Raw genomic sequence first — 15,455 nt, 5'->3', positions numbered from 1 at the left:
CTAAATAAACTCTTTATTTTCTTGCTCAATCTTTCTCGCAGTGCGCAAAATATAAAATATGCTCACCAATATAAAAAGAGTAAAGATTCTGCCTACGTCCAGCCCAATAAACAAGGTCAGCTCGTTACTTTGTAGGTAGGATACGTAGCTCACCCAGGCGGATTCCATCATGCGTAGTGGAATAAGCGCAGCATAAAGCCACATTAACCATAGATAGCAGCGGTCACTACCCTCGCCAAAGTAGTTTCCTTTTGCATACTCACCAAAAAGACGCCACAGCAAATAGGCAAATAACCCAAAAACGATAAAAATAGGCGCTTGCCCAAGAAGTAGCATGGATCTGTATTGGTCACCCTGACTCCATATCCCCATAAATAGGTGGTTGCTACTGCTAAAGAGGTTCTGATCAAAGAGAATAAAGTGGATCATTAAGCTGCTTATGGTGAATAAGCTAATTGCTAGGACGCCCCAGCGTAGGCGGGCACTCAACACTTGAATCTTTGGCTTCACGGGCCTGTTCCTATTAAATCTTTTGACATTATATAGTGATGCTTTATTAATGTAAAATAATGTTAAATTATTGCTTAGTGATAATTTTTTTATTTTGCAATGATTCCAGAGGCAATACTGACGCCCCTCAAGGTGGCAGCTGTATAAGGCTGCCAGCGAATTTCATCCCGGTGCTTCCCTCCTTTTATTCCCTACTGATTTGAGGTGATAGGAGAAGAATGCAGGCGTTTAAGCCGCGTTGATCAATTTAGTGTGCCACTAGAAGCCCGGAGCTTTTCCCTCTAATTGCAGATAGGGGAGGCTTAGTGAGCACACCAATCGGCTGGCGGTTTTTAGCTAAGATGGAAGTGAGTTTCTAAAATGTGACCTGTCTACTTTTATTTATGAATAACCGGTTATTGCTCAAGGTCATTGAAAATAATGATGTTATGTCTAAGTTTATCGTTAATTAGTATGAGGAGGAGTCATTTTTACTTCCGTTCGCTAACTTTAAATACCCCTCTGGTGTTTTGATTTTAGGTGTGGGAGTTAATTTAGGATGCTTTGCTCACCGCTCACCGCTCACCGCTCACCGCTCACCGCTCACCGCTCACCGCTCACCGCTCACCGCTCACCGCCCAATCCTTGATCGCTAAGTTCGCACCAGGCTAGTTTGTGAGATTTTGGTTTTTCCGTGCCTCTCTATATTTCTGGGTGGATAGTGGGGTTTTGCAATTAATAGCTATCGATCCAGGAAGCATTTTAGGTGGTTGAGCGGGTGCCATTGCAACCCCTCCAGAAGCAATATTAAGTATAGAAAACTTGTCTTTTTCAGTGTTTTATTTTTGATGTTGAGTGTGGGTGGGGGAGATTACGTGAAATTGTCACTCCACTCCTTCTAGGTGGTTGTGGTGATTTCTGCCCGGGCTTATTGATTGCACTTGGTACTTTTAGGCTTAGAGTTGACCCGAAATAGGGCGCGTAAAAAATTGAGTCAAAATCATCCTTTATCAAAAATCATGATTAAAAAGATTGCTGTTTGACAGGTAAAATTACTTGCTGGTGAGTAAGGCGCTTTAGGTTTGGCTGCGCAGCGGAGTGGGGGATATTGTTGTAATGCCAAGTAATGGGGCTGTTAGGAATTATCCGCCCGATGTTAGGTTTGCTGGTGGTGTTGGCAGTTTTCGTTGGGGTATACTTCGCCCCGTTGTCTTTTTCCAGTAGTGCAGGTAGATCGGAAAAATACTCGTAATTGAAGGGCGGAATTGGTGCGTTAAGTTTATTTGGTGCAAAGTGATTGTTTGGAGATGTGAGCCATGGATTGGTAGCTCGGATTTTTTAATACTAAATTACTATTAGTTGGATATTAAGGTTAGGGGTGTATTCCCTGATGTCTGACGCTTATGCTTCCTGCAGGCACTTTTTAATAAGTCTGGACCCTTGTGGCGGCTTTGTGTGCAGCTCCTGTATATCTTGAGATTTTTCTGGTTTTTAGTGATTGTGGGTATTTTATAAAAATAAATTTCGTAGCAGTCCTTATGATTTTATCGCTATGTCTTACAGCCGGTCAGCTTACATTTTAAGTTAAATGTAGGTGCTTGGGTTGGGTTGATTTAAGTCGGTGAGAGGTTGCAGGTACTCCCTATGCGGGGTATGGCTTTCAAGTTGTTTTTTGTTATTTTTGTGATAGGGCAGAAGAATATGCTTCTGTGCCGCAAGGTGTTTTATTGTGCGGCTTGCTCAGGAAAGGGGCATTTTTGGCTTAATAAAATTTAATTTATTTGGTCAAAAACAAAGATTTTTTTGTGTTTTGCTCAAGATTATCTTGATTGTTAATTGGTTAATTGGTATCAATAATTGTAATTACGCTAAGGAAAGGCAAAAAATGTTGGCTAGATATGAGAGTGTGAAAATTGTAGGGGCCGGTATATCTGGCATCGTTTGTGCTCTAACGCTTGCTAAGTCAAAAATAGGGAAAAATTTTTCAATTAAGGTGTTTGAAAATACGGATCGCCCGGGTGGCAGAGCGCATGCAGTTAAGGTTCAAAACTCATTTGTGGATCTTGGGGCTGGACGTTTTTCCTCTAATCTTCACCATAATGTCAAGAAAGAAATAATGAACTTTGGCTTATCCTACGAGCCTTTCCCATTTACAAAATTATGGCAGTCCCATGAATTTCACAAGAGCTTGAAAGGTGTTCTAAGGGAGCTTAAGCCACTCCTTGTTGAGCATGAGAATGATTCTTTTTTAGATTTTTTGACCTTTTATATTGGCGGCGAACGTGCAGAAAAAATGATTGATGCACTCGGCTATGATTCACTTTCACTGCCTAACATTACACCTCGGATAGCTTTCGACATAATTGAAAAGCACCCTGAAACCCAGGGTTTCTCGGACAATTCTGGCGATGCGTGGTATAACTTGGAAGAGGGCTTTTCGTCTCTAACTGAAGCACTTTATAAGCAGGCGATAGAATACGGGGTTGAATTCTATTTTAATCATAGACTGATGTCAGTTGACCTCGATTCAACAAGTCCATCATTTACCTTTCTAAAAGATGGTGAGAAGAAAGTGCGGGTTAGTGGGGATTACAATGTCTTGGCTTTGCCTCCTACAGTAATGAGTAGATTGGATTGTGGCTTCCCGCAAGACTGGAGTGATTGTACGTATGGGGCAATTCCTTTATTTAAAGGTTTTTTATTTTACGATTCACCATGGTGGGAAGAACTCGGTCTGACCGATCATGTAATGATTACAAGCAATCAGTTGCGAAAACTCTATTTTAAGGGTGATAAGTATATATTTTTCTATACTGATGGCGATTGTGCAAATTTCTGGAAAGATTCCTCAGAAAGAGGATCGGAGTATTATCTGAAAACGGTTAAAGAATTGATTTTAGATGCGCTCCCTTCACCTTTAAATGAGCTGCCAGATCCAGTGGATCATACTTGTAAATATTGGCAGCATGGCGTTGAATTTGCAAATGAGTATGGCCCTCAGCACCCACTTAGCCTGGTCTCTAAATGCTCCAGAATTATATCTACCTCTGATGCCTATACGCCTCACTGTGGCTGGATGGAGGGTGGAATAATGGCTGGAAGGAATGCAGCAGAAATCATTCTATCCAGGGTTGCCCTGAAGCAGCAAGAGAGTGACGAGAAAGTTGCATGTCAGGCTTAAAATCTGTATGAAAATATAAAATGTCGAAACTTTTGTGAGTTGGTGGTATAAATGAGGTCGACAAGATAGCATTCTTGTACCATATGCAGAAATAGGGAAGGCCAAGTATTCATTTTGATACTGGTGGCATTTATGGATGAAAGTCTGCGTTGGGGTTCCTCGGGTTAACACTTAAGTCGAGAAATTTCCGTTAGCTAACGCCTTATAATCCATTAGTTTAATTTTTTGCTTTACTGGCTCGGATGGTCTCAAGTATGCAGCAATTTATAAGTTAAAAATTTTAATGTTTGGGCATGGATAGTTTGGAAGGGTGTATGCAATTTCTTGTGAGTGGAGGTTTATAGGTGAGCGTTCTAGATTTTCCCAGAATCCATTTCAAGGGGATTGCGCGTGTAAACGTTCCAACAGCGAATCGCAATGTAAACAATACACTAGATATTGCCTCCAACACTGCATTTAAAGATGGCAGCCCTTTTGATTTGGATTTGCCGCCTAGTGTTTACCATGAGTATTTAAGGGGCTTAGAGCCCCGATTTAATACTGAGGGTGAGCGAGATCAAAATGGTATTTTCAATCTGGCTGCCGGTTATAACATGAGGGGGAATAACCATTTTAGCTGGGAAAACACTTTTATTACCGCTGTTCAAGATGGGCCGGGAAGATATATTACAGATGATTCTCTCATTGGTAAAAAGGTAGACCTTTGGGGGCATTATAATGAGTACCTAAGAACAACTTTTAATCGTGCCAGATGGGTTGATAACGATCCGACACGTCGTGATTCAGCAATGATTTATGCTGGCCAGCTAACTATTTCTGATCCAGTAGAGACAGCTAATACAGAACATATCTTATCAGCAGATATAAATTGCCCCCACGGGGTAAGATGGATGAATAGGGGCTATATAGATACCCCGCCCCAGCATTTCCTGAATTCAGAAATGAGTGAGGCGAGGCTGTTTCAGTTCTCAGTAAAAAAAGACAGCAGTGAGTTTGTTTTTAACCAATTTGGGCTGGATTCAGAGTTTTTAGAGCTGTTAAAGCAAAAGTTACAACTTCCAAATGTACTGGGACTGAGTATCCAGTATTGCGTGTCTAATTTGTCACCTCCAGCCCGACCAAATATCCCAGTATTTTGTGACTTGCATGGTACTATTGGTTTGTGGTATCGAGAGGATATGGCCACCTGTCCCACGGGTAGAGTGTTTTATCCTGATGATAAACATCGATTTTCTCCTATTGCCATAAGTTTCCGGCCCGGCTGGGTGAGCCTGAATACGGCGATTAGTTTTCCCCATGAAAGATACTTAGAGGGCTTGCCTGTAGCTGGTGGGATGCCACCCAAGTTGAGTGATAAAGTTGACTTGGGCGACCTCTACTTAAAATCTCTGAGTGGCCGGGTGATAGCTATCGTAAAATCGAGTATCTATCAAGCCAACACTAAAAATTCTGGATTGATAGATGTTCCTCTGTTAGAGAGTGAGAGTAAATACTTATCTGAACCACTTAGGCTTTGTACGCAAGATCATGACTGGTATGAAAATGACTGGTATGTTCAGGCTGAGCAGCATATCGCAGCGATAGAGTCCCCTCACCGGTACGCAGGTGATAGCAGTAGTAAATTAATTGATATACGAAGCTATTATAGAGGGGAGCCCAAGCAAATAGACTCTCTTGCTACTCATATTCAAACGCCAGATAAGCTTATATGTAAAGCCTATATTCAGACTGACGTAACTGGCTGGGGCGCACTAAAAGTTGAAAGTTTGGCACCGGGGAGTGGCAAGGTTTTTCTGGGTGAGCGCTATGGCTCAGTACAGGTAAGGGTTTTAGGTGATGATTGGGCGCTGCTTGATGTTCCTACAGAGGAAGTGGATTATGAGTTTTTATACAAAAATGTAATGGCTTACTATGAATTGTTTTATCCATTTATGGGTGAGGCCGTTTTTAGTATGGCGGATAAGTGCAAATGTGAAACCTATGCGCGCTTAATGTGGCAAATGTGTGATCCAAAGAATCGTGATAAAAGCTACTACATGCCTAGTACGCGAGAAATGTCAGAAGCACAGTCTCATCTATTTTTAAAGTATTTATGTAATGTTGAAAGGTTGGCATTACCAAATAGTTCCGAACCCGTAAAGGCTGAAAAGGAACCTGAGAATAAAATTAAAAATAAAGAACAGTTAATAGCAGCGCTTCGCGATGCTGTTGACCTTGAATTATCCATAATGCAGCAGTACTTATATAGCGCATATTCTTTGCCAAATTATGCTGTGGGAGATGAATATGTAAAGTTGGGCCGCTGGACAAATGAGCAGCTACATTTAACTAATGGTTCTAAGGATCGTCGCCATAATTCCGGTTGGCGAGGGTGTTTGCTGGAAGTGGCACATGAAGAAATGATCCATTATTTGGTAGTAAACAACCTGCTCATGTCACTTGGAGAGAAGTTTTATCCTGGGAAGGTCCTGGTTGGCGAGGAGGCAAAAGCCAAGTTTGGGCTGGAGGTTGACTTCTCTTTCGAGCCATTCTCAGAGCATGTCGTTGCCAAGTTTGTACGTTTTGAATGGCCGGCTTATCTGCCGGCGGTAGGGAAAACAATTGCTGGTTTTTATGCGGAAATCCGACAGGCGATTGAGGAATTGCCGGATCTTTTCCCCAGAGATAAGGTTAATCTTGGTGGTGAACATCACCTATTTTTAAATGAAATTATAAATCGCGCTTATCCCGCATACCAATTTGAAGTGTACGATCGTGAAACGGCATTATTTGCTATTAATTTTGTTACTGAGCAGGGAGAGGGGGTTAGTACTGAGTCACCTCATTTCGAGGTAAGTCATTTCAATAGACTAAGATCCATTTTGAAAGATATGGTGAATAGTGAAATGCCTTTTGAGCCATCTTACACTTCACTAAAAAATCCTGTGCTTGATCCACGTGAAGGTTGTAATTTGGTTTGTGATATTGAAGCGCGCTCGATAATGCAGTTTTATGAGGGCTGCTATGCATTGATGTTTCAGATGATTGCGCAACATTTTTCTATTACGCCGCTAGGAAGTCTACGCCGGTCCAGATTGATGAATGCCGCGATAGATATCATGACTGGAGTATTGCGACCACTTTCTGTTCAGCTGATGAGCCTGCCTTCAGGAATTCCTGGACGTACTGCAGGTCCACCTATTCCAAAGCCAGCTGTAACTGAAGCGTCCATTGACATTGCTGAGGGGTGTATCGCGATATCTGAAGAGTGTAAAAAACTGCATGAAATGGCCAGGGATATTACTACAGGGATTTCTCTGCAAACACAAATTGAATTATTGCAATTCTTTCAGGAGCAAATGCAACATATTGCTGAAGGGAAAGTTTCAAGGGAAGGTTGAAAGTGAAGAAGATAATAGTTGTTGGTGGTGGTCTAGCAGGTAGCTTATTGGCTATTTATCTGGCAAAGCAGGGGTATGATGTCCATATTATTGAGAAGCGGAGCAACCCACTATTAAGTACAGATGATTACATCGACCAGGTGAGTTCTAGAGCGATTGGAGTCAGTATGACAGTAAGGGGGATTAAAGCTGTCCTCTCAGCTGGGATACCCTTTGAAGAACTGAAGGCTTGCGGTGTTGAAATTTCCGGGATGACCTTTTATGTAAAAGGCAAGCCCAAGCTAAGAGACCTGTCTACTCAAGATAAACTTAAACCTTTGTCACTTAGCCGTAGTGCATTTCAAGTGTTGCTGAATAAATATGCGGAGCGTGCGGGGGTTACATACCACTACAACCAACAGTGTGTAGATGTCGATCTGGACAATTGCAGTTTAGTGGCTAAGGATGAGCAAGATCAATTTTCTCATCATAAAGGGGATCTTCTAATTGGTGCGGATGGCGCACGCTCATGTATTCGTGATGCAATGATGTCCCGTTCGCGACGATTTGAGTTTAACCAATCATTCTTTAGGCATGGATATAAAACACTTGTGATCCCTGATGGGAAAACAGTAGGTCTTGCCCCAGATATATTGTATTTCTTTGGCATGGATTCGGGTGGCGTGTTTGCGAGTCGCGCTGCGACTATTCCAGATGGCAGTATCAGTATCGCGGTCTGCCTCCCTTACTCGGGACAAATCAGTTTGCATAGTGATGATAAAGCGGCAATGAAAAGCTTCTTTGATCATTATTATCCTATGATACCTGCTAGTGTACGCGAGGATATGCTCGAACAGTTTATGGTAAAACCAAGTAATGACCTTATTAATGTACGCTCATCGACGTTCCACTATAAAGACAAGGCATTACTAATAGGCGATTCAGCCCATGCTACAGCGCCCTTTCTTGGTCAGGGAATGAATATGGCATTAGAGGATGTTTATATTCTTTCGTGCTTGCTTGAAGAGCATGGCAGTGATTTTGGTAAGGTTTTATCAATGTTTACTGATAAGCGTAAAGCTGAAGCTGATGCAATGCAGGACATGGCCATCACCAATTATGATGTATTAAGTTGCTCTAATCCGATATTTTTTATGCGCGCACGTTATACACGATATATGGGGCAAAAGTTTCCTTCAGTGTACCCGCCGGATATGGCGGAAAAGCTCTACTTCACTTCTATGTCTTATAGTGAGCTTAGAGATGTTCAGGAAAAACAAAATGTTTGGTACAAAATAGGGCGGGTCAATTAATGAAAATTTTGGTAATCGGTGCAGGTCCAGCGGGTCTGATGTTTGCAAGCCAGATTAAGAAGCTACACCCTGAGTGGGATTTACGTATAGTAGAAAAAAACCATGTGGATGATAATGTTGTAGGGTGGGGGGTAGTGCTTCCCGGGCATGCTCAAAAACATCCTGCAAACCCTTTAACATATACTCCAGCGGATAAAACCGTGGGGGAGCAGTATCTTAATGAATTTAAGCTCACTCATAATAATAAGAGTGTGCGTAAAGATACAAATGTGACTTTGTGTGGCGCTGAACGTAAGGCTTTAGTGCGAGAGTTGCGTCAATTATGTGCTGGTTTGGACATTCCAATTGAATATGAAAAGTCGATTGAGGAAGAGTCTGATCTGGATACAGCTGCCTATGACTTGGTTGTTATGTCTACAGGGATTAGTCATACCTCAGCCTACTATAGAGAGGCCTTGAAGCCCAAGGTAAAATACGGTAGTAACCGCTATATGTGGTATGGGACATCCCAAGTATTTGATGCTATGAATTTAATCTTTAAGAAGCACGATAAAGGTGTTTTCGTAGCTCATTCGTACAAGTATTCAAATGATATGAGTACTTTTGTCGTAGAGTGCAGCGAGGAAACTTATCAAAAGGTGGGGCTAGACAAGCTTTCAGAGGGGGAGGCAGAAGATTTTGTCGCGACTCTATTTAAAGAGGAGCTTGAAGGACATTCGGTGCAAACTCAGAGCGGATTGAAGTGGCGTAATTTCATGAAAATAAGCCATGAAAAATCCTATGATGGAAATATAGCTTTGGTCGGTGATGCGCTACAGTCGGGACACTTTTCTATTGGCCATGGTACGACGATGGCCGTGGTAGGCGCACAGATTTTGGTAAAAGCCGTACATGACCACAGTGAGGATGTTGCTCTGGCTATGGAGGAATTTAACAATAATGTGATGCCAGTCATGCAATTGTTTGATAAGCATGCCACTGCTAGTCAGGATTGGTTTGAGACTGTTGAAAACAAGATGGACTTATCTGTTGAAGAAATCGCACACAGTTTTTCTGAGCGTAGAGGCCATCTTCCCCCACTGCCAGCGGCATTGGCTCAAGTGCTAGGTCGCGCTCTTGATCGTGGTGTAAATTAATGACACTAAAGAAAGATCAGAAGAAGCCCCCAAAGCTGCCGGCACAGTGGAGTAGTAGTTACATTTCGTACTGGCAACCAATGCAGGCTACAGATCATATTACATCTGGATATTGCTGGTTTGACTACGAGCGCAATGTGTGCCGTATTGATGGGCTTTTTAATCCGTGGTCAGAAACTGAAACGGGACATAGGCTGTGGATGTCTGAGGTTATGCAGCCCAACAGTTGCGAGTCTTTTAAAGCTAAAATTGCCTATGCTCGTGAGCATATGGATAGGACAAGCCAATTCGAAGCAGTAGTACTGGATGACGAGGTTGATCCTTGTCATAACCTTATTTTAATGCAGGATGTCCTTGAAGAATGTGACGCCCGCTTTGTGGGTAGGCAGGAGGTGTTGGGGCAAGATGCTGAAGCATGGACCTTTGAGCGGCCAGAAGGTAAGGGGCCAGCAACGTACTATTTTGCTTCGGGCACCAATCAATTGTTGCGTATGGTTACTGGTGACCCTAACACTATGGCGTCTATAAGAGATTTTCCTAACTTCAATACTCGTAAAATTGATCCAGAAGTTTTTAAGTCGACAGAGTAGCGTGTAGAAGTCAGGCAGTTTAGCTTGATGGTTTTGGAGCTTTAGTAATTTTTCTGTTGTATCTAATGATTCAAGCTGGGTGCGTGCTTTTTTATCGGTGATTTATCCTGATCTGTCTAAAGTATTGATGGAAAGGTGTTCTGGATAAAATTGCTTTGCACTCGGCTGAATTCAACGGCTTACTTTTGCATGATGCAGGAAATATTATCAAAAGTAGATTGCTATGTGGTGCCCCAAACCCTCTCTCTGAGAAGTTTACTTCTTTTCACCGAATCTATTCCGTGACCATTGCAGGTGTTTCCCCACTGTCAGGTAGCAGAACTTTTACAGCAGCGGTATCTCTCTAGTTGCTCGGTCATTGTTTAAATGGTCTATTTGAGTCGGATCAGATTGCCCGAGCAATGTATCAAAAAGGGCTGGATGTTGAATATATCTTGGCTAAAGATGAGGGGGCATGGATTTTCAAAAAATATCAACAGAATGGCTTTTTTAATAAAAATGGAAGTTTTCTTCGCTGAGCATTTAGGCGGTGAAGTTGGTCCCGGGGTGTCGGAGAAGTTTGTCAAGCACTTGGAAGGGCTTGAAGTTGATATCTCAACACTATCCGAGAAATAATGTTTAATCGGTAAAAAGAGTGCGGGTTACTTAAACAGGGCCAACGGAAAGGCCGCAGTAGCCCGCACTTTTTGCAGTTATTGAAAGTCAAATAAGTATACGCCCGCATTAGCGCAGGCGTTAAAAGGAGCTAGCCTTGGCTCTCCAATAACTGATCCAGCGGCAATTCTGTACGGTAACGCACCTGCTTCAAAGAGAAGCTGCTTTTAATATGATCGATGCCGGGAAGTTCGGTCAGCTTCTTGTCCAGGAATTCCTGATAGGCCTGCAAATTAGGTACGACAACCCGCAGCAGATAGTCAAAATCACCGGTCATCAGGTAGCATTCCATCACCTCCGGCCATTGGCCGATCACCGACTCGAAATCCTGTAATTCCTTCTTTACCTGATGGTTCAGGGTAACCTGAATAAATACACTTACCGGCAAGCCAACTTTTTCCGGCTCCAACAGGGTGACGGCGCGTTTGATAAAGCCTTGTTCATTTAGGTTTTTAACCCGTCGTGAGCAGGGTGAGGGGGAGAGGCAGACTTTTTCTGCGAGCTCAATATTGGGAATGGTGGCATCCTGTTGCAGGATTTCCAGAATTTTTTTGTCGATGGCATCCAGTAAATAGGCCATAGTTATATTCCGTATCTCATCTCTCTGAACGTACGCCGGGATCACCGGCTGCTAAACATCAACTTGCCGGTGAAACTAAGCTTCCCAGCGTTTCCCGGTCAGTTGTGCGCATTGTGTACATGGTTTTTTTTGGTTTGTTATGGCAGCCATTTCCTATACTGCACATCTTTTGTGAGACCTTCTCAGTTTTTATTAACTTCCCGCTAGTGGGTACTTTGCCCAACCTGCTGATGCCGGCCAGAAACTGATATCCCCTGATCAATTTCTGGTCTTTCCTCTAAGTGACTGAACCCTTGGCGCAAATTTAGTCACACTGACAGCGAAGCCCAGGCGTTAGCACTATAAGAGGGCATGCCCTTTCTGTTGTATCCCCCAAAATACTTCATTTTGAGTGATTTGTTGCCAGTAGCAGGTCATCTTTAGCGAGTTATGGCGGCATTATGCCTGAGTCAGCCCAATTTTGGTATGACCTGCTCTGCTGGGCAGTGTTAATTTTAGCGCTACTAAACAACTCTGCTGTGTTTCGCTGTAACTAGGGAGATGCCGTGAAGCTTTTCGCGACATGTTACTGGCGAGGGAGCTTGAGTGATAAAAGCAATAAACTAATAAAGATAAATAGGTGGTACCCATGGCAATGGTCGAAGGCGATCAGGAATTGGGCTTTGATAGCGAGTATTCACTGAAAGCGGCTTTTACCCGTGAATCCGGTCGTGTATTCCTGACCGGAATTGATGCCCTGGTTCGTTTACCCATAATGCAAAAGCGCATGGATGAATTGGCGGGCCTCAATACAGCGGGTTTTATCTCCGGTTATCGCGGTTCCCCTCTGGGGGGATATGATCAAGCCCTGTGGCGGCACAAGAAGCTGTTGGCTGAGCGGGACATTCATTTCGAGCCGGGTATTAACGAGGACTTGGGGGCGACCAATATTTGGGGCACCCAGTTGCTGGATCACTACCGCCAGCAGGCGACTAAAGACGGTGTCTTTGCTATCTGGTACGGCAAGGGCCACGGTGTAGATCGCACCGCAGATGTATTCCGTCAAGCCAATATCCAGGGCACCGCAAAACTGGGTGGTGTTTTGGCACTGTGTGGCGACGACCACACCGCAGAGTCCTCCATGTTTTCCCACAATACCGACCAGATCTTTGAGTCGGTGATGATGCCGCTTATTTTCCCGGCCTCTATTGACGAGTACCTAACTCTGGGGCTCGCCGGCATCGCGTTGTCCCGCTTTTCCGGCCTTTGGGTTGGTTTCAAGGCGATTACCGAAACCGTAGAGGCCGGTGCCTCCCTGATTGTGCCGGAGCTGCCCCAATTTACGATTCCCGCTGATTTTCCAATTCCGCCCCACGGGTTGAACTACGATCCCCACCTGAACTGGCCTGCCGAGCGTCTTGAGTATGAGCGCCGTATGCTCGAGGAGCGCTTGCCCGCAGCCAGGGCATTCGCCTATGCCAATCGCCTGGATAAAACCACCCATAGTGCGGAGCAAAAACGCTTCGGTATTGTGACGGTCGGCAAGGCCCACGGTGATCTGCTGGAAGCCCTAAAGCTGCTCAATTTGTCGGAGGCGGATCTCAATTCGGCGGGTATCTCTATTTACAAAGTGGCGATGTCCTGGCCGCTGGAGCCCCGGGGCATCAGTGAGTTCGCTAAAGGTATGGAGCGTCTGCTGGTTGTAGAGGAAAAGCGGCCCCTGGTAGAGGATCAGTTGAAGAACCTGCTCTACGGCTGGGTGGACAGCTATCGGCCGAAGGTAGTGGGCAAGAAAGATCTGGATGGCAACGACTTGCTGCCGGCAATTTGGGGCTTTGGCCCGGATCAGGTGGCCAAAGCCATTGCCCGCTGGCTGGCGGATACTGAACTGGCGGCACAGCTGATCCCCTTGGCAGAAAAACTGGGGGGTAATGTTGCTGCAAAGGCTCAAGGCTTACTGGCTCGCGAACCAATTTTCTGTGCGGGCTGTCCCCACAATAGCTCTACCAAACTGCCTGAAGGCAGTTTGGGCAGTGCCGGTATCGGCTGCCATATTATGGCTCTGGGCAAGGGCCTGCGCACCGATACCTATTCCCATATGGGAGGCGAGGGCGCCCAGTGGGTGGGATTGCATCGCTTCTCCAGTGCAGAGCATATTTTCCAGAATATGGGTGATGGAACCTACAATCACTCGGGTCTGCTGGCCATTCGTCAAGCTGTGGCGAGCCAGGTCAATATCACTTACAAGATTCTTTTGAACGATGCGGTGGCCATGACCGGTGGTCAGCCCGCCGATGGTGAAGTCAATGCCCCCTCGCTGGCCGCACAATTATTGGCCGAGGGCGTTGGCACCGTCGTTCTTTTGACTGAAAACCCGGATCACTGGCGTGAACATCGCAACCAATTACCCGCTGCGATAGAAGTTTTACCTCGCTCTGAGCTGGACGCTGTACAGCGCCGTTTGCGGGAAACTGCCGGCGTTACTGCAATTATCTACGAGCAGGTCTGTGCAGCCGAAAAGCGCCGTCGCCGCAAGAAAAAGCAGATGGTCGATCCGTCTCAGCGGCTGCTGATTAATCACCGGGTCTGCGAAGGTTGTGGTGACTGTAGTGTGCAGTCCAGCTGTATTGCCGTAGAACCACTGGAAACGCCATTCGGGCGCAAGCGCCAAGTCAACCAGTCCAGCTGTAACAAAGATATGCGCTGTGCCGATGGCTTCTGTCCGAGCTTTGTGACTGTGGAGGGGGGAGAGCTGAAAAAACCGCCGGTACACTCTCTGGCAGATGCTCTGGATGTGGCGATTGCCGGCTTGCCCGCAGCGCCGCTAGCACCTCTGGCCGAGCCTCTCAGCATCTTGGTGGCAGGTATTGGTGGCAGTGGCGTACTTACTGTGGCGGCACTGCTGGGTATGGCGGCACACTTGGAGGAGAAGGGCAGTACCACTTTGTACTTTACCGGTCTCTCACAGAAAAATGGCGCCGTAGTTGCTCATGTGAAAGTGGGGGGAAACCCCGAGGCGATTACCACCGCGCGTATTCGCGATGGTGCGGCACAGTTGTTGCTGGGCTGCGATATGGTCACGGCTGCTAGCCAGCGGACCAAGTTTGCCAGCGGTGAAATGCGTGCCTTGGTAAATACCGCTGAAGTTCCGGTGGCGGCCTTTGTTCGCGATAACGAGCTGGCATTCCCCGCCGACGCAACCGAGCAGAGTATTGAGTCCCTGTGTGCAGAGTATTTTGCCTTTGATGCGAACAAATATGCCCAGGCACTGTTTGGCGATACCGTAGCCAGTAATTTGATGGTTATGGGATTCGCCTGCCAGAAAGGGCTGTTGCCCATTGGTGAAGCGGCTCTGGAGCGGGCTATCGAACTCAATGGCGTGGCGGTAGAAAACAACTTGCGCGCTTTCCGCGCGGGCCGTTTACTGGCGGAAAACCCTAAAGCGATCGAGCAACTGGCAGTGCCGGCCAAACCGGTGAAATTGGTGGAGCCCGAGGAATCGCTTGAGCAATTGATAGAGCGACTGGCGGCAGAGCTTCGCGATTATCAAAGCTCGGCCTATGCTGCGGAGTTTACCCGCCATATAGAGGCGCTGCGCACCGCAGAGGCCTCGCTGCCCGGCAGTCGCGGTGAACTCAGCCGAGTGGCCGCGCGCAGTCTTTATAAGGCGATGGCCTATAAAGATGAATATGAAGTGGCACGCCTCTATAGCGGTGAAGATTTCCAGCGGCAGCTGAGCGAAACATTCAGCGGTGACTACACCCTGAAATTCCATATGGCGCCGCCGCTCCTGGCTAGGCCCGATAGCAGTGGGCGAGTGCGCAAGATACAGTTTGGCCCCTGGATAGGTAAGCTGATGCCGCTGTTGGCCCGGGGTAAGGTATTGCGCGGTACCGCTCTGGATATTTTTGGCTACACCCAGGAGCGCCGTGCCGAGCGGCGCTGGGCCCAACAGGTAGCTAAGGCTATCGATGGGGTGGCCGCGCATCTGTCGGGTGAAAACCTGTCTGCGGCCCAAGAGCTACTCGAAATCCCCCTTCGGGTTCGCGGCTATGGCCATGTGCGCGAAGAGAAGTTTGCGGCGGTCAATGATCGTTGGGGCGAGTTGTCCGCACTATTTGTGGATGGGGAGCAGGAGCCGACTTCTCTGGCGGCGTCTTAGGCAGCGCAATTC

The 15,455-nt window shown here is 45.9% G+C and carries 9 protein-coding genes; 7 read left to right on the top strand and 2 right to left on the bottom strand.

Annotation, left to right across the window (positions count from 1 at the left end):
* On the bottom strand, positions 1-510 hold the full coding sequence (locus tag ACJJIF_RS05360) for a hypothetical protein (protein WP_444931213.1): 510 nt from the start codon (positions 508-510) through the stop codon (positions 1-3).
* 1,708 nt (positions 511-2,218) lie between these two features.
* Here ACJJIF_RS05360 and ACJJIF_RS05355 point away from each other — a divergent pair.
* From ACJJIF_RS05355 to ACJJIF_RS05330, 6 genes are all read left to right on the top strand, one after another.
* Positions 2,219-3,670, top strand: coding sequence for a flavin monoamine oxidase family protein (locus tag ACJJIF_RS05355; RefSeq protein WP_444931212.1), 1,452 nt, complete (start codon positions 2,219-2,221; stop codon positions 3,668-3,670).
* A 344-nt stretch (positions 3,671-4,014) separates the two neighbouring features.
* The gene (gene vioB / locus ACJJIF_RS05350; protein WP_444931211.1) at positions 4,015-7,050 is read left to right on the top strand and encodes an iminophenyl-pyruvate dimer synthase VioB; all 3,036 of its coding nucleotides are present in this window, start codon (positions 4,015-4,017) and stop codon (positions 7,048-7,050) included.
* Between the two features lie 2 nt (positions 7,051-7,052).
* Positions 7,053-8,342: an NADP-dependent violacein biosynthesis oxygenase VioC gene (vioC, locus tag ACJJIF_RS05345; RefSeq protein ID WP_444931210.1), complete on the top strand. Its 1,290-nt coding sequence runs from the start codon at positions 7,053-7,055 to the stop codon at positions 8,340-8,342.
* Positions 8,342-9,478 carry an FAD-dependent monooxygenase gene (locus tag ACJJIF_RS05340; RefSeq protein ID WP_444931209.1) on the top strand — a complete coding sequence of 379 codons (1,137 nt, stop codon included), beginning with the start codon at positions 8,342-8,344 and terminating at the stop codon, positions 9,476-9,478. The genes vioC and ACJJIF_RS05340 overlap by 1 nt, the downstream gene beginning before the upstream one ends.
* Complete coding sequence (gene vioE / locus ACJJIF_RS05335; protein ID WP_444931208.1) at positions 9,478-10,068, top strand: violacein biosynthesis enzyme VioE; 591 nt, start codon at positions 9,478-9,480, stop codon at positions 10,066-10,068. The genes ACJJIF_RS05340 and vioE overlap by 1 nt, the downstream gene beginning before the upstream one ends.
* 420 nt (positions 10,069-10,488) lie before the next feature.
* Positions 10,489-10,683, top strand: coding sequence for a hypothetical protein (locus ACJJIF_RS05330; protein WP_444931207.1), 195 nt, complete (start codon positions 10,489-10,491; stop codon positions 10,681-10,683).
* 130 nt (positions 10,684-10,813) lie between these two features.
* Here ACJJIF_RS05330 and ACJJIF_RS05325 read toward each other — a convergent pair whose 3' ends face one another.
* On the bottom strand, positions 10,814-11,302 hold the full coding sequence (locus ACJJIF_RS05325; RefSeq protein WP_108732808.1) for an Lrp/AsnC family transcriptional regulator: 489 nt from the start codon (positions 11,300-11,302) through the stop codon (positions 10,814-10,816).
* Between the two features lie 628 nt (positions 11,303-11,930).
* Here ACJJIF_RS05325 and ACJJIF_RS05320 point away from each other — a divergent pair.
* Positions 11,931-15,443: an indolepyruvate ferredoxin oxidoreductase family protein gene (locus ACJJIF_RS05320; protein WP_444931206.1), complete on the top strand. Its 3,513-nt coding sequence runs from the start codon at positions 11,931-11,933 to the stop codon at positions 15,441-15,443.
* Positions 15,444-15,455: the final 12 nt, after the last annotated feature.

It is taken from the genome of Microbulbifer regidiadema (SeqCode), from assembly GCF_052467605.1.
The sequence above is the reverse complement of the archived record's forward strand: the minus strand, read 5'-3'. Positions and strand labels throughout refer to the sequence as shown.